The sequence below is a fragment of the Pantoea brenneri genome, from assembly GCF_038594305.1.
In the GTDB taxonomy this organism is placed as follows: domain Bacteria; phylum Pseudomonadota; class Gammaproteobacteria; order Enterobacterales; family Enterobacteriaceae; genus Pantoea; species Pantoea brenneri.
Genome location: NZ_JBCGBG010000001.1, coordinates 288,229 through 308,786, shown reverse-complemented (window position 1 = coordinate 308,786; position 20,558 = coordinate 288,229). Strand labels below are relative to the sequence as shown.

19 protein-coding genes are annotated in these 20,558 nt (G+C 58.2%); 6 read left to right on the top strand and 13 right to left on the bottom strand.

Features of this window, described 5'->3' with window-relative positions; translation table 11 throughout:
• On the top strand, positions 1–1,506 hold the full coding sequence (locus tag AABB92_RS01475; RefSeq protein ID WP_031377186.1) for a tripartite tricarboxylate transporter permease: 1,506 nt from the start codon (positions 1–3) through the stop codon (positions 1,504–1,506).
• A gap of 113 nt (positions 1,507–1,619) precedes the next feature.
• The gene (flk, locus tag AABB92_RS01470) at positions 1,620–2,657 is read left to right on the top strand and encodes a flagella biosynthesis regulator Flk (protein ID WP_031377185.1); all 1,038 of its coding nucleotides are present in this window, start codon (positions 1,620–1,622) and stop codon (positions 2,655–2,657) included.
• Between the two features lies 1 nt (position 2,658).
• On the opposite strand, the gene AABB92_RS01465 is transcribed toward flk, so the two are convergent.
• Positions 2,659–3,102 carry a rhodanese-like domain-containing protein gene (locus AABB92_RS01465; protein ID WP_031377184.1) on the bottom strand — a complete coding sequence of 148 codons (444 nt, stop codon included), beginning with the start codon at positions 3,100–3,102 and terminating at the stop codon, positions 2,659–2,661.
• Positions 3,103–3,189: 87 nt separating this feature from the next.
• Here AABB92_RS01465 and pdxR point away from each other — a divergent pair, with 87 nt between their 5' ends.
• Positions 3,190–4,611 carry a MocR-like pyridoxine biosynthesis transcription factor PdxR gene (gene pdxR, locus AABB92_RS01460; protein WP_031377183.1) on the top strand — a complete coding sequence of 474 codons (1,422 nt, stop codon included), beginning with the start codon at positions 3,190–3,192 and terminating at the stop codon, positions 4,609–4,611.
• A gap of 84 nt (positions 4,612–4,695) precedes the next feature.
• On the opposite strand, the gene fabB is transcribed toward pdxR, so the two are convergent.
• Positions 4,696–5,916 carry a beta-ketoacyl-ACP synthase I gene (fabB, locus tag AABB92_RS01455; protein WP_031377182.1) on the bottom strand — a complete coding sequence of 407 codons (1,221 nt, stop codon included), beginning with the start codon at positions 5,914–5,916 and terminating at the stop codon, positions 4,696–4,698.
• A gap of 154 nt (positions 5,917–6,070) precedes the next feature.
• On the opposite strand from fabB, the gene mnmC reads away from it, so the two are divergent.
• Positions 6,071–8,077, top strand: coding sequence for a bifunctional tRNA (5-methylaminomethyl-2-thiouridine)(34)-methyltransferase MnmC2/FAD-dependent 5-carboxymethylaminomethyl-2-thiouridine(34) oxidoreductase MnmC1 (mnmC, locus tag AABB92_RS01450; protein WP_046288183.1), 2,007 nt, complete (start codon positions 6,071–6,073; stop codon positions 8,075–8,077).
• A 33-nt stretch (positions 8,078–8,110) separates the two neighbouring features.
• On the opposite strand, the gene AABB92_RS01445 is transcribed toward mnmC, so the two are convergent.
• From AABB92_RS01445 to prmB, 6 genes are read right to left on the bottom strand one after another with little or no spacing between them, the layout of a single operon-like run.
• Entirely contained in the window at positions 8,111–8,395 is a 285-nt protein-coding gene (locus AABB92_RS01445) for a YfcL family protein (RefSeq protein WP_010257960.1), read from the bottom strand.
• A 32-nt stretch (positions 8,396–8,427) separates the two neighbouring features.
• Positions 8,428–8,973: an elongation factor P hydroxylase gene (locus tag AABB92_RS01440; protein WP_031375923.1), complete on the bottom strand. Its 546-nt coding sequence runs from the start codon at positions 8,971–8,973 to the stop codon at positions 8,428–8,430.
• 16 nt (positions 8,974–8,989) lie between these two features.
• A complete protein-coding gene (locus AABB92_RS01435) occupies positions 8,990–9,793 on the bottom strand; it encodes a sulfite exporter TauE/SafE family protein (RefSeq protein ID WP_031375922.1) in 804 nt (267 codons plus the stop codon).
• A gap of 8 nt (positions 9,794–9,801) precedes the next feature.
• Positions 9,802–10,626: a penicillin-insensitive murein endopeptidase gene (gene mepA, locus AABB92_RS01430; RefSeq protein ID WP_031375921.1), complete on the bottom strand. Its 825-nt coding sequence runs from the start codon at positions 10,624–10,626 to the stop codon at positions 9,802–9,804.
• Positions 10,627–10,630: 4 nt separating this feature from the next.
• Positions 10,631–11,716, bottom strand: coding sequence for a chorismate synthase (aroC, locus tag AABB92_RS01425; protein ID WP_031375920.1), 1,086 nt, complete (start codon positions 11,714–11,716; stop codon positions 10,631–10,633).
• 45 nt (positions 11,717–11,761) lie between these two features.
• Positions 11,762–12,694 carry a 50S ribosomal protein L3 N(5)-glutamine methyltransferase gene (prmB, locus tag AABB92_RS01420; RefSeq protein WP_031375919.1) on the bottom strand — a complete coding sequence of 311 codons (933 nt, stop codon included), beginning with the start codon at positions 12,692–12,694 and terminating at the stop codon, positions 11,762–11,764.
• A 160-nt stretch (positions 12,695–12,854) separates the two neighbouring features.
• On the opposite strand from prmB, the gene smrB reads away from it, so the two are divergent.
• Complete coding sequence (gene smrB / locus AABB92_RS01415) at positions 12,855–13,403, top strand: endonuclease SmrB (protein ID WP_031375918.1); 549 nt, start codon at positions 12,855–12,857, stop codon at positions 13,401–13,403.
• A gap of 31 nt (positions 13,404–13,434) precedes the next feature.
• Here the strand turns inward: smrB and sixA are convergent, their stop codons facing one another.
• The 4 genes from sixA to AABB92_RS01395 form a co-directional block, all read right to left on the bottom strand.
• Complete coding sequence (gene sixA, locus AABB92_RS01410; protein ID WP_031375917.1) at positions 13,435–13,917, bottom strand: phosphohistidine phosphatase SixA; 483 nt, start codon at positions 13,915–13,917, stop codon at positions 13,435–13,437.
• Positions 13,918–14,141: 224 nt separating this feature from the next.
• Positions 14,142–16,238 (bottom strand): fatty acid oxidation complex subunit alpha FadJ, encoded by a 2,097-nt coding sequence (gene fadJ / locus AABB92_RS01405; RefSeq protein ID WP_031375916.1) that lies wholly within the window; start codon positions 16,236–16,238, stop codon positions 14,142–14,144.
• Positions 16,238–17,548, bottom strand: a complete 1,311-nt coding sequence (gene fadI, locus AABB92_RS01400; protein WP_031375915.1) for an acetyl-CoA C-acyltransferase FadI — start codon at positions 17,546–17,548, stop codon at positions 16,238–16,240. The genes fadJ and fadI overlap by 1 nt, the downstream gene beginning before the upstream one ends.
• A 162-nt stretch (positions 17,549–17,710) precedes the next feature.
• Positions 17,711–18,007 (bottom strand): YfcZ/YiiS family protein, encoded by a 297-nt coding sequence (locus AABB92_RS01395; protein ID WP_082097556.1) that lies wholly within the window; start codon positions 18,005–18,007, stop codon positions 17,711–17,713.
• 357 nt (positions 18,008–18,364) lie between these two features.
• Between AABB92_RS01395 and fadL the strand changes: the two genes are divergently transcribed.
• The gene (gene fadL, locus AABB92_RS01390) at positions 18,365–19,648 is read left to right on the top strand and encodes a long-chain fatty acid transporter FadL (protein WP_031375913.1); all 1,284 of its coding nucleotides are present in this window, start codon (positions 18,365–18,367) and stop codon (positions 19,646–19,648) included.
• A gap of 67 nt (positions 19,649–19,715) precedes the next feature.
• On the opposite strand, the gene mlaA is transcribed toward fadL, so the two are convergent.
• Positions 19,716–20,480: a phospholipid-binding lipoprotein MlaA gene (gene mlaA / locus AABB92_RS01385; RefSeq protein WP_031375912.1), complete on the bottom strand. Its 765-nt coding sequence runs from the start codon at positions 20,478–20,480 to the stop codon at positions 19,716–19,718.
• Positions 20,481–20,558: the final 78 nt, after the last annotated feature.

Sequence of the window (20,558 nt, the reverse complement as noted above, 5' to 3'; positions counted from 1 at the left end):
ATGGATACCTGGTCCTTTTTGATGCAGGGCTTTGCCGTCGCCATGACGCCAGAGAATCTGCTGATTGCCCTGATTGGCTGCTTTATCGGCACCATCGTTGGCCTGCTGCCGGGCCTGGGCCCGATTAACGGCGTGGCGATTCTGATGCCGCTGGCTTTTGCTCTGCACTTACCGGCGGAATCGGCGCTGATTCTGCTGGCAACGGTCTACATCGGCTGTGAATATGGCGGACGTATCTCCTCGATTCTGCTTAACGTGCCGGGTGATGCCGGGGCGATTATGACCGCGCTGGATGGTTATCCGATGGCGCAACAGGGCAAAGCCGGCGTCGCACTGTCGATTTCGGCGGTCAGCTCGTTTATCGGTTCCACCATCGCCATTATCGGCATTATTCTGTTCGCCCCGCTGCTGGCCAGCTGGTCGCTGGCGTTTGGTCCGGCAGAATATTTTGCGCTGATGGTGTTCGCCATCGCCTGTCTCGGCAGCATGATGAGCCACAATCCGCTGAAGTCATTCCTCGCGGCACTGATTGGGCTGGGAATGGCTACCGTCGGCGTCGATGCCAATACCGGCGTCTACCGCTTTACCTTTGACAGCGTTCATCTCTCCGACGGTATTCAGTTTGTAGTGGTGGTGATTGGCCTGTTCTCGGTGAGTGAAATCCTGCTGATGCTTGAGTCGACCAGCAGCGGACAGAAGGCAGTGCGGGCCAGCGGCCGGATGATGTTCAATATGAAAGAGGCGGCGATGGCAACCGGTGCGACGCTGCGATCCTCCTTTATTGGCTTTTTTGTCGGCGTGTTACCGGGTGCCGGTGCGACCATCGCCAGCGCTATCGCCTACATGACCGAGAAGAAGATCAGCGGCAGCGACCAGTTTGGTAAAGGGGATATTCGCGGTGTGGCCGCGCCGGAAGCGGCAAACAACGCCTCAGCCTGCGGCTCTTTTATTCCGATGCTGACGCTGGGTATTCCCGGCTCCGGCACCACGGCGGTGATGGTCGGCGCGTTAACGCTGTATAACATTACGCCGGGACCGGCGATGTTTGTGGAGCAGCCGGATATTGTCTGGGGCCTGATCGCTGCGCTGTTAATCGGCAACGTAATGCTGTTGATCATGAACATTCCGATGATTAACGTCTTCGCCCGCATGCTGACCATTCCGCTGTGGTTCCTGGTGCCGGCGATTGCCGCCATCTCCGCCGTTGGCGTTTACGCGGTACACAGCACCACCTTCGACCTGCTGTTGATGGTCGGGCTGGGGATTTTTGGCTATATCCTGCGTAAAATGGACTTCCCGATGTCGCCGTTGATTCTGGGCTTTGTGCTGGGTGAGATGCTGGAACAGAACCTGCGTCGCGCCTTGTCGATCAGCAACGGGAATCTGGTGATCCTGTGGGAAAGTCTGATCTGCAAAGTGCTGCTGGTGCTGGCGATTGCGGTACTGCTGGTGCCGCCGATCTGGAAACGCTGGCGTCGTCATCGTCTGAAGCTGGCAGAAGAGTAAATCTCCCGCCGAAACGCGTGCGCCCCCGTGGGATTTCCCGGGGGCTTTTGCTATCATGGCGCATTCATTTTCCGGCGCACCCCACGCTGTTCTGTTTTCCCAAGGAATCCGCCATGCAACCTCTCAGCGGCCCCGGTGTGCCGGTCGGCGATCGTTCATCTGTCAATCCGCAAACCGGCGCAACGCGTCCCGGTTCGGTGGCCGGTGAACAGCCCCTCTCTCCTGCCCAGCGCACTACCTTAGAACGTCTGATCGTGCGTATTCTCTCGCTCAGTAATTTGAAAGCGCCTGAGCTGTGGGCCGGTGTGCGCCATGAAGTGGGCGTGAAGAGCGAAGCGGAATTACAGTCGCGCCATTTTCCGGCGGCGGAGCAGTATCTGAATGCCCGCCTGACGCAGGCGCAGACCGGTCATGCGACGCGTCAGCTGATGACGCAGCTGACCGACCTGCTGCCGAAAGGCAATAATCGCCAGGCGGTCAGCGATTTCATTCGTCAGCAATTTGGCCAGACGGTATTGAGCGCGCTGAGCCAGGACCAGCTGCGTCAGGTACTGACCATGCTGCAGAACGGTCAGATGGCGATTCCGCAGCCGCAGCAGACCCGCGTCAGCGATCGTAGCCTGCTGCCGGCTGAGCATCAGACCCTGAATCAGCAGGTGGTGCGCCTTGCGGCTGCCACCGGTGAATCAAGCGGAAAACTGTGGGCCGCGGCGTTAAAGCTGGTCAACCTGACCAGCGGCGATCCGATCCCGTCGCGCCACTTCCCGCTGCTGACGCAGTATCTGCAGGTGCGCCAGACCTTAAGTCAGCACAGCGCACCGACGCTGCAACTGCTGGAAGTCTCGCTGAAACAGCCGCTCGATCAGCACGAACAGCGTTTGCTGGAGGATTACAGCCAGCAGCGTTTCCAGGCGACGCCGCAGACGGTGCTCACCGCCACTCAGACTCAGGATCTGCTGAATTTCCTGTTCAGCCGTCGCGCCGAGAAGATGCACGAACAGCCGCTGGCCGCCAGCGAGATCAAACCGCAACCTATCTGGTCGCCGTTTGTCGCCTCACTGCCTCCGACGCTGCAGCCGCTGGCAAAACGGCCAATGCTGGGCGCATTTGTGGTGCTGGTGGTGCTGTTTTTACTGTGGCTGGTACTGTGAGTTAACAACCGCAGGCGACGTCGGGCGCGGCCACTGGCCACTCGCCCGGCGCATCTCCCCAGGTCAGCGGATGACCGTCACGTTTCCAGAAATCCAGCCCGCCAATCAGTTCCTTTACCTGAAAGCCCAGCGAAGCGAGCTTCCACGCCGCTTTGGTCGATCCGTTACAGCCAATCCCGTCACAATAGGTGACATAGACTTTACTGCGATCAAGCCGGGCAGTGCTGGCCGCGTCCATATCGCGATGGGGAAAATTGATCGCACCGCAGATATGGCCGGCGCGATAGACTCCGGATGAACGCGCGTCGATCACCACGATCGCCGGCTGGCGTTGCGCCAGATCTTCTGCCAGATCCCAGGCATCGGTATAGTAAGCGAGTTTAGCCTGTAAGTAGTCGAGACTTTGCTGCGGGCTGGCCGCCGGAACACGTAACACCAATGACATAGTGATTCTCCTGTTGTGGTATGCCGGCAGTTTACGGCAAAGTGGACTGCTCTCTGAGACCCATTTTACTTACCGGATAAGACCCTTATGCGCTCACCGCTGCTGCAACTTTTTCAGCATCAGGCCACCGGCGGCCTGCGCGAGCGGCTGTGTACCACGCTGCGGCTGGCGATTAGCCGCCACCATCTGCGCGCCGGACAACAGTTGCCCTCCACCCGCCAGCTGGCCGAGGATCTCAAGCTGTCCCGCGTCACGGTGGAGGCGGCCTACGCGCAACTGGAGAGTGAAGGCTACCTGCGGCGTGAAACCGGGCGTGGCAGCTTTGTGTCGATTACCATGCCCGAGCCGTCAGTGCCGCCTGCGGTTCATCAGCCTGCGCCTTTTTCGGCGCGCGGTCAGCAGGTGCTGGCAACCGGCGGCTGCCAGGATCCCCCTTTTCCCCATGCGTTTGCTGCCGGTTCGCCGGAGTTACGCGCTTTTCCTCATGAGACCTGGCGACGTCTGAGCAGTACCGTGCAGCGTTCACTGGGGAGCGCCGCGATGGGATATGGCGATCCCTGCGGCTATCTGCCACTGCGCCGCGCCCTGGCTGACTATCTGGCGCTGTCACGCGGCGTACATTGCCAGCCTGAGCAGGTGATGATCCTCACCAGTTCCCAGCAGGCATTACAGCTGCTGGCGCTGATGCTGCTGGATGCGGGCGATGAGGTCTGGCTGGAGGAGCCGGGCTACCCTGGCGCGCGCAACGCTTTTCTGGCGGCGGGCGCTCGGCTGCGCGCTATCGGGCTGGATGACCAGGGTGCGGTACCGATCGATGGCAGCCCGAAGCTGATGTATCTGACCCCTTCCCATCACTATCCGACCGGCGTTACGCTGAGCCTGCCACGACGGCTGGCCTGGCTGGCGTGGGCAGAGCGCAATCGCAGCTGGCTGATTGAAGATGACTACGACAGTGAATTTCACTATCACCAACGCCCGATCCCTGCCCTGCAGGGGCTGGACCGTCATCAGCGGGTGATTACCCTCGGCACCTTCTCTAAATCGCTGTTTCCCTCGCTGCGACTGGCGTGGATGGTGGTTCCGCCGGCGCTGGTGGCACCGCTGGGCCAGGCACGCAGCGTACTGGATGGTCACAGCGCCCTGCTGCCGCAGGCCATTACCGCCGCCTTCCTGCAACAGGGCCATTTCGCCAGTCATCTTCGGCTGATGCGACAGCTCTATCGCAGTCGGCGCGAGTTGCTGATCGAGCAGATTAACCAGCGGCTGACGCCGTGGATCACCCCGTTCGACAGCGGCGGCGGATTACAGTTAACGGTGAAGCTGGCGCAGGATGAGGCGCAGTTAACCGCCCGGGCCGCGCAGATCGGCCTGTTGTTGCCGCGTCTTAGTCCACTGTATGCCGGGCCGGCGCGTCAGCAAGGCTGGCTGCTGGGCTATGCGGCACTGACGCCGGATGAGATCGTGGCGGGTTGCGACAAACTACACTGGCTGCTGGCGGGGCAAGGCTGACAAGGAAGGAGGGGCAAAGAAAAGCGCGGATAAGCGGCAAAAAAAAGGACCGGCAAGCCGGTCCTTCTGGGATCTGTCAGCGCATTACGCCTGGTATTTACGCATGGTCAGGGTTGCGTTGGTGCCGCCAAAGCCGAAGCTGTTGGACATCACGGTGGTCAACTCTTTTTCCATTGGCTGAGTCACGATATTCATGCCTTCAGCCGCCGCATCCAGCGAGTTGATGTTGATGCTTGGGGCAATAAAGCCATGCTCCAGCATCAACAGCGAGTAAATCGCTTCCTGCACGCCTGCCGCACCCAGTGAGTGACCGGTCATGGCTTTGGTTGCTGAGATGTACGGCGTGTTGTCGCCAAACACTTCACGAATCGCACCTAGCTCTTTCACATCACCAACCGGCGTTGAGGTGCCGTGGCTGTTGAGGTAGTCGATTGGGGTATCTACGCCGTTCATCGCCATCTTCATGCAGCGAACTGCGCCTTCACCTGACGGTGCCACCATATCTGCGCCGTCTGAAGTTGCACCGTAGCCGACGATTTCAGCATAGATGTGCGCACCGCGAGCCAGCGCATGTTCCAGCTCTTCAACCACCACCATGCCACCGCCACCGGCGATCACGAAGCCGTCGCGCTCGTTATCGTAGGTACGTGACGCTTTTTCTGGCGTGTCGTTGTAACGGGTAGAGAGCGCGCCCATTGCGTCGAACTCACAGGCCATTTCCCAGCACAGCTCTTCGCCGCCGCCGGCAAAGACGATGTCCTGTTTGCCCAGCTGGATCTGCTCAACCGCGTTACCGATACAGTGTGCCGAGGTGGCACAGGCTGAGCTGATTGAGTAGTTTACGCCGTGAATTTTAAACGGCGTGGCGAGACAGGCTGAAACGCCAGACGCCATCGCTTTGGTGACCACATACGGGCCAACCGCTTTCAGGCCGCGTGGGCTGCGCATTGCATCAGCACCAAACACCTGGAAACGCGGTGAACCGCCGCCTGAACCGGCAATCAGACCCACACGTGGGTTGTTCTGATACGCTTCCACGCTCAGGCCAGAATCTTTAATCGCTTCTTCCATGGAAAGATAGGCATAGATGGACGCATCACTCATGAAACGCACGACTTTGCGATCGATGAGGCCGGTGGTATCTAATTTTACGTTACCCCAGACGTGACTACGCATGCCGGAATCTTTCATCTCTTCAGAAAAGGTGATGCCAGAGCGGCCTTCACGCAGAGATGCCAGCACCTCTTGCTGGTTATTACCAATACTGGAAACGATCCCTAAGCCAGTAATCACAGCACGTTTCATTCAATAATCCTCATCCACTTCTTCTTAATTGACCAGCACTCTAGCGTACACTTGTACGCCGAACAAGTCCGATCAGCCATTTCCTTTTGTAAATTTGCGTCATGTCACGCTGGTCGCTAAAATCGCGCCACTGCCTGAAAAATGAGCCTTTAGCGTGAAATTAACCCCGGTCGAACATGCACAGCTGAACTGGAATGAACAGGGTACACCTGTTTCCCGAGCGTTTGGTGACGTCTATTTCTCCAACGATAACGGTCTGGAAGAGACCCGCTATGTCTTCCTCGGGGGCAATCAGTTGCCGCAGCGCTTCGCTCAGCATCCGCGTGATGTGCTGATTGTGGCCGAAAGCGGTTTCGGCACCGGTCTCAATTTTCTCACGCTGTGGCAGGCTTTTGATGCGTTTCAGCGCCAGCAGCCGGACGCGATTTTAAAACGTCTGCATTTCATCAGCTTTGAGAAGTTTCCGTTAACGCGCGCCGACTTAACCGCCGCGCATCAGCACTGGCCCGAACTGGCCCCGTGGGCTGACGAACTGCAGGCGCAGTGGCCCGCTGCCCTGCCCGGCTGCCAGCGTCTGCTGTTTGATGGCGGCCGCATCACGCTCGATCTGTGGCTGGGTGATATTAATCAGCTGATGAGTACGCTGGATGACAGCCTGCATCGTCAGGTGGATGCCTGGTTCCTCGATGGCTTTGCGCCGTCGAAAAACCCCGATATGTGGACGCCACAGCTGTTCAGTATGATGGCGACGCTGGCACGGCCGCAGGCGACGTTTGCCACTTTTACGGCTGCCGGCTTCGTGCGGCGTGGATTGCAGCAGGCGGGTTTCAGCGTCACCCGCCGGAAAGGTTTCGGCCCTAAACGCGAGATGCTGTGCGGCAGCCTGCAATCAGCACCGCCGCTGCCTGCGACGCAGCCGTGGTATGCCCGACCCGCCAGTTCGTCGCGGGAAGCGGCGCTGATTGGCGGCGGCGTGGCCAGCGCCAGTTTAGCGCTGGCGCTGCTGCGGCGCGGCTGGCGCGTGACGCTCTACTGCGCCGATGAGGCACCGGCGCTGGGCGCGTCCGGCAACCGTCAGGGCGCGCTCTATCCGCTGCTTAATCAGCACGATCCGGCCATCGCCACCTTTTTTCCGGCGGCGTTCAGCTTTGCCCGCCGCCTCTACGATCTGCTGCCGCTGCCTTACGAACATCACTGGAGCGGCGTGTTGCAACTCGGCTGGGACCAGAAAAGCAGCAAAAAAATTGAACAGATGCTGGCCATGGGGTTACCTGACGACATTGCCTGTGCTGTTGATGCCGGCCAGGCAGAAGCGCTGGCGGGGGTGACGCTCGGCTGCGGCGGGATTTTCTATCCGCAGGGTGGCTGGCTGTCACCGGCCGAACTGACCTCGGCGATGCTGGCCCATGGCGAGACGCAGGGCTTGCGGATCCACTGGCTGCACCGCGTAACCGGGCTGGCGCATGACGGTGAACAGTGGACGCTGTCGTTCAGCGATCGTCCGGCGGTGCGCCATCCGACGGTGGTACTGGCGAATGGTCACGCCATCAGCGAGTTTACCCAGAGTGCGCCTCTGCCGATCTATCCGGTGGCAGGCCAGGTGAGTCACGTTCCGTCGACGCCGGAACTGAATGCGCTGCAGACCGTGCTCTGCTACGACGGCTACCTGACGCCGGTCAGTCCGCAGTTCGCTACGCACTGCATCGGTGCCAGCTATCATCGTGGCGAAACCGCCACCGCGTATCGGCAGCAGGATCAGCAGGAGAACCGCAGCCGTCTGCAACAGTGCCTGCCCGACAGTCGCTGGACCGACACGGTAGACATCAGTGCGGATGAGGCGCGTGTTGGGGTGCGCTGTGCGACCCGCGATCATCTGCCGATGGTCGGCAGCGTGCCGGATTATGCCGCCACGCTGGCGCGCTACGCCGATTTACCGGCACAGCAGGCGGCGGGCAGCGCGATCGCTGATGCTCCTGGCTTTAACGGTCTGTATCTGTTTGGTGCGCTCGGTTCACGCGGATTATGCAGCGCACCGCTGGCGGCTGAAGTGCTGGCGGCACAGTTGACCGGCGAACCGCAACCGGCAGATGCCGCCACGCTGGCTGCGCTGAATCCGAATCGTTACTGGGTCCGAAAATTGCTGAAGGGTAAACCGGTTTAAGCGGGGTTGCGGGCGGCATGCCGCCCTGTACCGTTATGCGGAGAGTTGACGAGCCTGGACAAACAGGTTGTCCCACATTCCGACCACTAAGGCCTGATCACGCGGCGACAACTCACCGGCGGCAATGGCATTTTGCAGACTACGGGTAACCTGAATCTGCAATGCTTCCGGCGTATGTTCGCCCAGTTGTTCGACTTCAGCGACCGCCAGCGTGAGGTGTCCACGCAGATAACCGCTGGCAAACAGCTCATCGTCACTGGCATGCTCAACCATGTCGTCAATCAGGGCCAGAATACGCGCTTCAAATTCTGCGATCATCTCAATTCCTCTTTTGATAATGCCTTGCTGCATCACAGATCGTCCGGCCAGGGAAACTGCGATGCGCTTAATGAAGGCCTGCCATAAAATTCCGCCAGGGCGGCAATAAAACGCGCGGGACGAGCGGGAATGCCCGACGTCAGATAGCTCATGACCTGAGCATGTACCTTACGCTGGAACGCAATGCGATCCGGCTCACAATCCCCGTCGAGATTGTCACAACTGACGTTGAAGGGAAAGCCTGCTGCAACACAAAACATCCATTCAAGCGCCTGCGGCTTCACTTCAACGGCTTCAAACTGACTCTGGGTGAGCGCATCGCGGCCATCCGGGCAGTACCAGTAGCCAAAATCGACCTGTTTGCGGCGCGCTTCACCGGCGATGCACCAGTGAGATATTTCATGCAGGGCGCTGGCATAAAAACCGTGGGCAAACACCACGCGGTTCCACGGCGACTCTGCATCTGCCGGAAGATAGATCGGTTCGTCGTCGCCTTTAATTAGACGGGTCTGAAATTCATCGCTAAAGCAGCGATCAAACAGCGTAATCAGCTGAGTGTAATCGTGTGTTGTGCTCATTGTTATCACGTAATAGTTACGGGTGCAGCGTGGCGAACCACGCCAGAACGGCGCTGCCGTGGCTGTCCCACAGCAATTTAACGCTCATGACGGCGGAGACGATCACCACCATCGGACGGATCAGCTTTTGCCCGCGGGTCAGCACCAGGCGTGCACCCAGTCGCGCCCCGCAGAACGCGCCCAGCATCATGATCAGACCGGTTCCCCACACCACTTTGCCGCCAAACATAAAGAACAGCAGGCTACCGAAGTTGGAGGTGAAGTTAAGGATCTTGGCATGCGCCGTCGCTTTAGCGAGGTTGTAGCCACAGAGGGTGACAAACGCCAGTGCATAAAAAGAGCCAGCGCCGGGTCCGAAAAAGCCATCGTAGAAACCGATGCAACCGCCGCCCACCAGCGCATAAGCGATGCCGTGCAGGCGACGGGCGCGATCTTCTTCACCAATCCGCGGCATCAGCAGAAACCACAAACCGATAGCAATCAGAAACAGCGGCAACATCTGGCGCAGAATGTCCGCCTGCAGACGCTGAATCAGCACCGCCCCCAGCACCGAACCGAGAAAAGTCATGGCGATATTCAGCCACTGCTCATTCAGCTTCACCGCACCGCGCCGGATAAAGTAGAGGCTGGCTGAGAATGACCCGCCCACCGACTGTAGCTTGTTAGTCGCCAGCGCCTGCGCCGGGGAAAGCCCGGCGGCCAGCAGTGACGGCACGGTCAGCAGACCGCCGCCGCCGGCAATGGAGTCAATAAAACCGGCCAGCATGGCGACAAAGAACAGCAGCCCGACCAGCAACGGGCTGATCACGAACCAATCCATGTGATCCCTTACAGTAAATGTTTATCCAGCAGCGCCTGACAGGCAGGCGGCAACGGTGGAGGTTCGCGTTTCACAGGCGCACCGCTACCCGGTTTTTTCGGCAGGAACCAGCTCTGCAACTCTGCGCCACAGCCATCACCCGCCGCCGGCGCAGGCTGATCTTCACAGCCGATGCTGCCGGCCGGACAGCGCAACCGCACATGCATATGGGCGCGATGGGCAAACCACGGGCGCACTTTACGCAGCCAGTCTCGATCCGCGCCAGCATCGGCACACAGCTGTTTCTTGATCGCCGGATTGACGAAGATGCGCGTGACGTCATCGTCTTTCGCCGCCAGCTTAATCAGACTGTCGATCTCCGGCTGCCAGTGACGGGCAATGACGTTTTTATCGCCCGGCCCCACCAGATCCAGCGGCTGCGGCTTCAGCAGCTGCTGCGCACTCCAGCGGGTTTTCGGCAGTTGCAGCCAGATATCCACATCCAGTCCGGTCTGGTGACTGGCGTGGCCGCTACTGAAGCGCCCACCTGCTGCCATGCCCATGTCGCCAATCAGCAGGTTACCCAGCTGCAGATTATGCACCTGGGTGCTGAGACGCTGAATGAACTGGATCAGATCGGGATGGCCGAAGTAGCGCCGCTGGTCCTGACGCATCACCTGATAATGAGGTGAATTCAGCGGCAGCGCCTGGGCACCAATGATACAACCGTTTGCAAAGCCGCCGACCGACTGCGGGGTACCGCTGATCGGCTGCTGGATTTGTTGCCATGGCGTGGCCGCCAGCATCGGGGCGCTGAACAACAGCGTGCTAAGCGTAAGCAGAAGCGCTTTCATGCGATCACCAGCGCGGCACGGGGCTGTTAACGTCCCCATTCTGCGCCCGCTGGCGCAGCAGATGATCCATCAGGACGATCGCCATCATCGCTTCGGCGATCGGCACGGCGCGGATCCCGACGCAGGGATCGTGACGACCTTTGGTGATCATCTCTACTTCATCGCCGTCGCGGGTGATAGTTTTGCCCGGCACGGTGATGCTGGAAGTCGGCTTCATCGCGATATTGGCGCTGATGGTCTGACCGCTGCTGATGCCACCGAGGATGCCGCCCGCGTGGTTGCTCTGAAAGCCGGTACGGCGAATTTCGTCACGATGCTGGCTGCCACGCTGATTAACCACCGCAAAGCCATCGCCAATCTCGACGCCCTTCACTGCGTTGATGCTCATCAGCGCATGGGCCAGGTCGGCGTCCAGACGGTCGAACACCGGCTCGCCCAGACCCGGCGGCACGTTTTCCGCCATTACCGTCACTTTGGCACCAATCGAGTCACCCTCTTTTTTCAGGCTGCGCATCAGTTCATCCAGCGCGTCCAGCTTGTCTGCATCCGGGCAGAAGAACGGATTTTGTTCGACGATCTCCCACTGTTTCAGCTCACAGGCGATATCGCCGATCTGCGCCAGATAGCCGCGCACCACCACGCCGTGCTTCATCTGCAGATACTTTTTGGCAATCGCACCGGCAGCAACGCGCATCGCGGTTTCGCGCGCCGACGAGCGGCCGCCGCCCCGATAGTCACGCTTACCATACTTTTGTTCGTAGGTGTAATCGGCGTGGCCCGGACGGAACAGATCTTTGATGGCACCGTAATCCTGGGAACGCTGATCGGTATTCTCAATCAGCAGGCCAATGGAGGTACCGGTGGTCACGCCCTCAAACACACCGGACAAAATTTTCACCTGATCCGGCTCGCGGCGCTGAGTGGTATAGCGCGACGTTCCTGGCCGACGACGATCGAGATCGTGCTGAATATCTGCTTCGGTTAGCGGAATGCCCGGCGGCACACCATCAACAATGCAGCCCAGCGCAAGACCGTGGGACTCGCCAAAGGTGGTTACTCGAAAAAATTGTCCGATGCTGTTTCCGGCCATTGTGGTTCCTTGTTACGGTTCGGCGGGCGATGCTTCGCCCCACTTTTAGTCTTTGTAAAAAGAGAAATGATGCTGTGCGTCGACGATCTGCTGACGGGTCAGCATAAATACGCCATCGCCGCCGTTATCGAACTCCAGCCAGGTAAACGGCACATCGGGATACTGTTCCATCATGTGCACCATGCTGTTGCCGACTTCGCAAATCAGCACGCCCTGCTCGCTCAGATACTGTGGCGCACAGGCCAGGATGCGGCGCACCAGCTTCAGGCCATCGCTGCCTGCCGCCAGTCCCAGTTCCGGCTCGTGGTGATATTCGCCCGGCAGATCGTCCATATCTTCCGCATCGACATAAGGCGGATTGGTGACGATCAGATCGTATTTCAGCGCCGGTAACTCGCGGAACAGATCGGCGCGGATCGGCGTAACCTGCTGCATCAGACCATGTTCTTCGATGTTCTGCTCGGCAACCGCCAGCGCATCGCTGGAGATGTCGACCGCGTCAACTTCAGCGTCAGGGAACGCATAGGCGCAGGCGATGGCGATACAGCCGCTGCCGGTGCACATATCCAGAATGTGGCGCGGTTTCTCGCTGATCAGACCGGCAAAGCGATTCTCGATCAGTTCACCAATCGGTGAACGCGGCACCAGTACCCGCTCATCGACATAAAATTCGTGGCCGCAGAACCAGGCTTTGTGGGTCAGATAGGCGACCGGAATGCGCTCATTGACGCGGCGAATAACCCGCTCGACGATCAGATGACGCTCACTGGCGGTCAGGCGCGCGTTGCGCATCTCTTCCGGAATATCCAGCGGCAGCCAGAGGGACGGCAGGACCAGTTGAACGGCTTCGTCCCACGGATTGTCTGTGCCATGTCCGTACCAGATTCCGGCAGCGGAAAAGCGGCTGACCGCCCAGCGCAGCATGTCCTGAATGGTGTGCAGCTCGTTCACTGCCTCATCGACGAAAATTTTGTCCACGTAGCCCTCCGCAGGCCATTTGCTAAATCGGCCGATAGTGTGCCATGAAGCCGGGGAGAATTCAGCGCAGCAAGGTGAAAAAGCTGACATTTAATGACACTTAACGGTAAGGTATCGCCATCTGCTGTCTGACAGCCTTTTCTGATATGACCGGCCCGCCATGAGTAAAAAAACGCCCTTGAGCCAGGATGATAAAGCGCTGTTTCGGCAGTTAATGACCGGAACGCGCCAGCTAAAACAGGATACCTTTGTGCACAAGCCGCGGGTGAAAACCCGCGAGGTGCCGGTAAAACGTCTGCTTTCAGAGCAGGCGGATAACAGCCATTACTTCTCGGATGAGTTTCAGCCGCTGCTCTCAACCGAGGGGGCGACGCGTTATGTGCGCGCTGACGTCAGCCACTTTGAATTGAAAAAACTGCGGCGCGGCGACTATACGCCAGAGATATTTCTCGACCTGCACGGCTTAACCCAGCAGCAGGCCAAGCAGGAACTGGGGGCGCTGATCGCCGCCTGCCGCCGTGAGCATCTGTTTTGTGCCAGCGTGATGACCGGCCATGGTAAACATGTTCTGAAGCAGCAAACGCCGCTGTGGCTGGCCCAGCATCCGTGGGTAATGGCTTTTCATCAGGCACCGAAGATGTTTGGCGGCGATGCCGCCCTGCTGGTGCTGATTGAGATTGAGGAGTGGCAACCGCCTGAATTGCCCTGAGAGGAAGGGCCGACGTTTCGGCCCACAGACGTTAAATCGCTTTTGCCAGTTTGCGCGGACTGACCTGCCACAGCAGTTTGCCTTCACTCTGTGCCGGATCAAACTCGACGCAGGCGATAGCGGAAGTGGCGAACATTGGCGGCGCTTCCTGCGGGCAAAGTTCAGAGACTAAATACCCCACCAACGGTAAATGTGAAATCACCAGCGCGGATTTCACCCCTTCATTTGCCAGGGTTTGCAGATAGCACCCCACCAGCCCCGGGTCGCCGCCCGGCGTTAATTCAGGTAACACTTCCTGGCCTTCAGGCAGAGGAAATGCCTCACGTACCGTGGCGAGCGTTTGCTGCGCACGCAGGTAGGGACTGACCAGCACACATTCTATGTCCGGCGTCTGACTGTTAAGCCAGTTCGCCATCTGGCGTGATTCATCACAGCCGCATAGCGTTAAAGGCCTGACTGAATCACTTGCTGCTTCCAGAGCTGCATCGCCGTGACGCATGATAAAAACTTGCATAAAGCACCGCTGTTGTTTGTCGACATCGCCCGACGCATCGCGCCTGACTCTTCACTCTGCGAATGAACGCTGTGTTGTACCCTAATGGCTTCAGTATAGTCAACCGGTTGTTTATTAAATAAGCACTTCTCAGATTCCTGCTGCGGCGCACACTCTGGCGACGCTTTTCTAACCCGCTGAATCGGAGTGGGTATTCCATTTCAGCCAAAAATGTAAAATTTCGTCTATTCTGCGGCGGCCTTAATCAGCGCTTCACACGGCGCGAAACGTTCGCCATGTTGCTGCATTAGCCGGGTTAATCTATTGACCTGCTCCGCCGCGCCCGATTGTTCCATATAATGGAACGGACCACCGAGAAACGGCGGGAAACCGATGCCGAACACCGCGCCGATATCGCCATCCCGCGCGCAGCGAATCACCTGCTCATCCAGGCAGCGCGCCGCTTCGTTCAGCATCATCATCACGCAGCGTTCGGCTATCTGCGCCTCACTCTGTCGCGCCTGCGGCGTAATTTTCAGTAAGGCATAAAGCGATGCATCCGGCTTTTTACGCTGCCAGCGCGGCTGATCGTAGCGATAGAAGCCTTTGCGGTTTTTACGCCCTTTGCGGCCATCATTCAGTACCGCCTCAAACGCAGCAGGCGCGGCAAAACGCTCGCCGTAAGCCTGCTGCAGAATCGGGGAAATTTTGCTGCCGACATCAATGCCGACCTCATCCAGCAGCTGGAGTGGACCGACCGGGAAACCAAATTTCACCAGCGCACGATCGATATGCTCAATCGGTTCACCTTCCAGCAGACAGCGCATCGCCTCATTTATATAGGGTGCCAGAATCCGGTTAACGTAAAAACCGGGCTTATCCGCCACCACAATCGGCGTTTTGCCCTGGCTGCGCGCCAGTGCCACGATCGTTACCAGTGTTTCGCTGGAGGTATTCAGATGGGGAATGACCTCCACCAGCGGCATTTTCTCTACCGGGCTGAAATAGTGCAGTCCGATAACGTTTTCCGGCCGCTGCGCCCCGGCAGCGATATCCTCAATCGGCAAGGAAGAGGTGTTAGAGGCAAATATCGTCTGCGGCTGACAGTGTGATTCAATCTCACGCACCATCTGTTGCTTGAGCGCCAGATCTTCAAATACCGCTTCAATCACCACATCACGCCGGGCGAAGCCCTGATAATCAATGCCGCCGGTGATACGGGCCATCTGCTGCTGACGCTGAGCCGGGGTGATCTGACGGCGTTTAACCTTTTTGCTCAGCAGCTCCCAGCTGGTTTTCAGCGCATGGTTTATCCCCTCCAGCGAGATATCCTTTATGCGCACCGGTAACCCGGCGTTGATGGCACTGACGCTGGCGATACCGCCGCCCATCAGGCCGCCACCCAGAATACCGATGTTGTGGACCGGGCGCGGCGTCGCGTCGCCACCCCGTTCTTTTTTCATCGCGGTGGTTGCGAAGAACAGGCCGCGTAACGCAACCGATTCTGGCGTCATAGCCAGCTCACCAAAGGCGCGGGCTTCAGCATCATGTCCGGCACGGCTGCCCTGCTCCAGTCCAATGCGCACCACGTCAATAATGCGTTTTGCCGCCGGGTAGTTGCCCTGCGTTTTGGCGGCGGTCTGGCGACTGGCCAGCGCAAACAGCGCCTGACGCGCAACCGGTCCCTGTAGCAGGCGATCGCGCAGCGGCAGCGTACGGGCGCTGGCCTTGCCTTTTTTCACCCGTGCGATAGCGGTCTCCAGCAAAATCGCCTGCGGCACCGCATCATCAACCATGCCGAGTTTACGGGCCTGTTTCGCCCGCAGGCTTTTACCGGTCAGGATCAGCGGCAACGCCTGCTGCACGCCGATCAAGCGGGGTAACCGCTGCGTGCCGCCTGAGCCGGGCAATAAGCCGAGCTGGACTTCCGGCAAACCAAGGCGGGTTTTATCATCCAGCGAGCAGATGCGCGCATCGCAAGCCAGCGCCAGCTCAAGCCCGCCGCCGAAGCAGGCACCGTGAATCGCCGCCACCACCGGGAAAGGCAAGGCGGCAAGCATCGCCATCACTTCCTGTCCCTGTTTCGCCAGCGCTTCAGCATCTGCGGCACTCTGACAGCGATCGATCATGCTGATGTCGGCACCGGCGATAAAGTTGTCAGCTTTGCCCGAAATCAGTACCAGCCCGGCCAGCTGAGGATCGCGCCGCGCCTCGGCAATAATGGCAGCGATCTGGCCAGCAAATTCCGCTTTAAGGGTGTTCATCTTCTCGCCCGGCACGTCAATGGTTATGACGCCGACGTGATCCAGCCGCAGCTGTAAATGAAAAGCATTCTGCTCCATTATTCGGCCTCCAGAACCATTGCCGCACCCAGACCACCGGCCGCACAGGCGGTAACCAGTCCTAATCCTCCCCCGCGCCGCCGAAGTTCGTTCAGCGTCTGGGTGATCATTCGCGCACCGGTAGCGGCAAAAGGATGGCCATAGGCGATCGATCCCCCCAGTACGTTAAAGCGCTCTTCATTCACCTCACCCAGCGCATGGGGACGATTCAGCACTTCGCGGGCAAAGCGCTCATCCCGGAACAGTTGCAGGTTACTCAGAGTCTGAGCGGCGAAAGCTTCATGCATATCAATCAGCGTCAGATCGGCCAGCGTAATGCCAGCGCGGTCCAGCGCCACGGGCGAGGCGTAGGCCGGGCCCAGCAGCATATCCTGCTGTACGCCAATCGCGGTAAAGGCATAGCTGCGCAGATAGCCAAGCGGTTGCAGTCCCAACTCACGGGCGCGCCCTTCACGCATCAGGATGACTGCTGCCGCACCGTCCGTCAGAGGCGTACTGTTGGCGGCAGTCACGCTGCCGTGCTGGCGATCAAACGCCGGACGCAGCCGGGCATAATCTTCAGCTTTGGCATCCATCCGCACGTTATTGTCCTGATCGATTGGCTTTTTCCAGGGCGGCACCAGCGCCGCCATCACTTCCTGTTGCAGCACGCCCGATTGCCATGCTTTGGCGGCATGCTGGTGAGAACGCAGCGCCAGCGCATCCTGTGCCTGACGACTGATACCGTGGCTTTTGGCCATCTGCTCGGCGGTGTCGCCCATTCGCAGTCCGGTTGAATACTCGGCCACCGCAGGCGGCACCGGTAGCAGATCACGCGGGCGCAGACGACGCAGAATCTGTAATTTTTGCGACAGGCTGCGCGCTTTATTGAGATCAACCAGGGCTCGCGCCAGGGTTTTGCTGACGCCAATCGGCAGCACCGATGACGAATCAGCACCACCGGCGATGCCGGCAGAGATGGTCCCGGCCAGTAAACTTTCACAGACGTTAGCCACCGCCTGAAAACTGGTGGCGCAGGCGCGGCTGACGCTGTACGCGTCGGTATGGACGCTGAGTCCGCTGCTGAGTACGATTTCGCGCGCAATATTCGGCGCTTCGGGCATCTGCACTACCTGACCAAACACCAGCTGCTCAATCACGTCGACCGGCAGTTCGCTGCGTGCCATTAATTCGCTGACCACCATCCGTCCCAGTTCTACCGCCGGAATGCCATGGAAGCCGGTCGCCTGGCGCAAAAAAGGGGTACGTAACCCGTGGGTAATCGCGATGCGTTCGCCATCGCGCGTCAGCAGCGGCTGCGCTTTGCTCATTGTTCTCACCTGTGAATCGGGACTGTGGCATCATTGCCCAAAGAGGTCTGACCTGATCCCAGTGTTAACCACAAGCGGGTGAGTCGCCAATATCGAAAGGGGAAAATTGCGAAGGGAAACACGAAAATGAAAAACGCCGCTCTGAAAGCGGCGTCTGGCGGGTTAGCGTAAACCGAGCTGGAAAATCAGGGTTTCTGCCTGGCAGCAGAAGGTGAAATCGATATCGAGTTGTACTCCCTGGTCCACATCGCTGAAGCGAGCCTCAATCAGGCAAGGGTCAGACTCAACTTCACGCGCACGTTCGGTCAGGCTGGCCAGTTTTGCTTCAGCATCAGCGCGCTGTGCAAACCACTCCGACCAGCTGGCAGTGCAATCGGTATTATCCATTACCGTGCCGACATCGACGCAACAGCAGGCTGCCGTTTCGGTCGCACTGCATTTTTTAATGGCATCAGTCATCATTTTCTCCTGACGATAGTCTGGTGGGATAAGCAATTTTATGCGCCAGATTTTACCTCTTCGGTTAAAGATGCGCCATCAACCTGTAGCTAAGTGACGAATATCACAATAAAATTTGATCCAGAACAAACTGGACTGGTTATGCTGTGCTGCGTCGGGTCAGTTTTGTTACGCAGATCGAATTTTAAGCGATCAATCCTGAAATATTTTAAAAACAATATTGCAACATGCACACAGGTCGGACCTATACTCTCCGCACTGGTCTGATATGTGCGATTTACATCAGTCCCTACAATCCGCCGTCCCTTGTTACGCGACGTAATAACGTTAAATAATAATTCACATGAGGTTGTGGTCATGAACCATAAAAACCTGTTTGCAAAGTCAGCCGTGGCGGCTGCAGTGGCGCTTGTCTCTTCACATGTTTACGCAGCTGGGTTTCAGTTAAATGAGTTTTCTTCGATTGGTTTAGGTCGCGCATATTCAGGCGAAGGCGCAATGGGCGATACCGCCGCGTCCGCCAGCCGTAACCCGGCAACCATGGCGTTAATGGATCGTCCGGCGTTTTCCATCGGGGCGGTGTATATCGATCCGGATGTGAATATCAGCGGACGCAGCCAGAGTGGCCGCAGTCTGGATGCAAATAATATTGCCCCGAGCCAATGGGTGCCGAATATTCATTACGTCCAGCCAATTAATGATCAATGGTGGATAGGCGCGTCTGCTACCTCCAATTATGGCTTAGCAACAGAGTTTAATAATGGTTACACCGCTGGCGGCTACGGCGGTAAAACCGACCTGATGACCGGCAATTTTAACCTCAGCACCGCTTACCGACTGAATGAACATTTCAGCGTCGGGGTGGGATTTGATGCGGTCTACGCCAAAGCAAAAATCGAACGTTATGCCGGTGAATCAGGCGCAGCGTTACGCATCCCGGCGGATACCCAGGTCGCCCATCTGAAAGGTGATGAGTGGGGCTACGGCTGGAACGCCGGTATCCTGTATGAAGTAGATGAAAATAACCGTTTCGGCTTTACCTACCGCTCAGAAGTCAAAGTTGATTTTGATGGCGATTACAAAAGTAATCTCCCTTCTGCGCTGAACGCGGTTAATAATCCACAGCAGTCCGGCATCCCTTATGGCACCAACGGCTCGACCATTCCAGGCGCGCTGACCCTCAACCTGCCGGAAATGTGGGAAGTGTCGGGCTGGCATAAAGTGGCACCGCAGTGGGCGGTTCACTACAGCATGGCTTATACCAGCTGGAGCCAGTTCCAGGAGCTGAAAGCGACCGGTTCCAACGGTCAGACCCTGTTCTATAAAGATGAAAGTTACCGTGATGCCTGGCGTATCGCGCTCGGGACCACCTACTTCTACGACAAGAACTGGACCTTCCGTACCGGTATCGCCTTTGATGACAGCCCGGTTCCGGCAGATAAGCGTTCGATCTCCATCCCGGATCAGGATCGCCTGTGGTTAAGCGCCGGGACCTCCTACGCGTTTGACGACAATGCTTCGGTCGATGTGGGCATCTCTTATATGCACGGCCAGAACGTGACGGTCAAAGAAGGCCCGTATACCTTTAATTCCGAAGGTAAGGCCTGGCTGTATGGCGCGAACTTTAACTATAAGTTCTGATGCGCAGAGGCCAATAAAAAGGGCGACTCACCGGAGTCGCCCTTTTTGCTGCTATAAAAACCGCACCTTACTGCGCGTCAATATCCTGCAGATCGTCCTGAATCGCGGCTGCGTTCGGGTTCTCTTCCGGTTTGAGCTTGCCACCGCGCGCCAGGAAATCGTGACGCTGGAAGTAGGCGTTGCGAATAAAGGCGTATGGATCGCTTTGCTGTTTGAGGATGGCATCCGAGTCGAGCAGCTGTGCCCGCGTCTCAATCCCTTCCAGCGTCCATTTACCAATCGACATCGGCCAGGTCAGCCAGCCGAGAATCGGATAGAGGGTATCGACGTAGTCGCCACCATCCTGACGGACGGTAAAGCTGCCGTAAGCCGGCAGTTCAACGTAAGGACCATAGCCGACGCCATAGTGGCCCAGCGTGGTGCCGAAACGGTGCGGCTCTTCACGCGCCAGCTCCGGATTAGCTTTACCGGCCACATCAATGAAGCCGCCCAGCCCCAGCACGCTGTTCAGGAAGAAACGGGTGAAGTGAATACCCGCATCACGGCCGTTACCGACCAGAATGGCGTTAACCATGCTGGCGGGTTCTTCGAGGTTACCGAGAAAATTACTCAGGCCGGTGCGGGCTGGCACCGGTACATAGTCGCGCCAGGCGACGGCTACCGGGCGAAGCACATAGGGATCGAGCACGTTGTAGTTAAAGTTGAACATCGTGCGGTTAAAGCCTTCGAACGGATCGCTGCGCTGAGCAGGTTCGTCATTCGCCGGCTTCGAACTGGCACAACCCACCAGAAGAACGCTGGCAACAGCCAGGCTGGTCAGGCGATAATTCATTCCAATCTCCCTGTGCGGATGAAAAAAAGTCTGCTCACCCTTCAGGCGGCAGTCCATTAACGAACCTGCATACCCTCA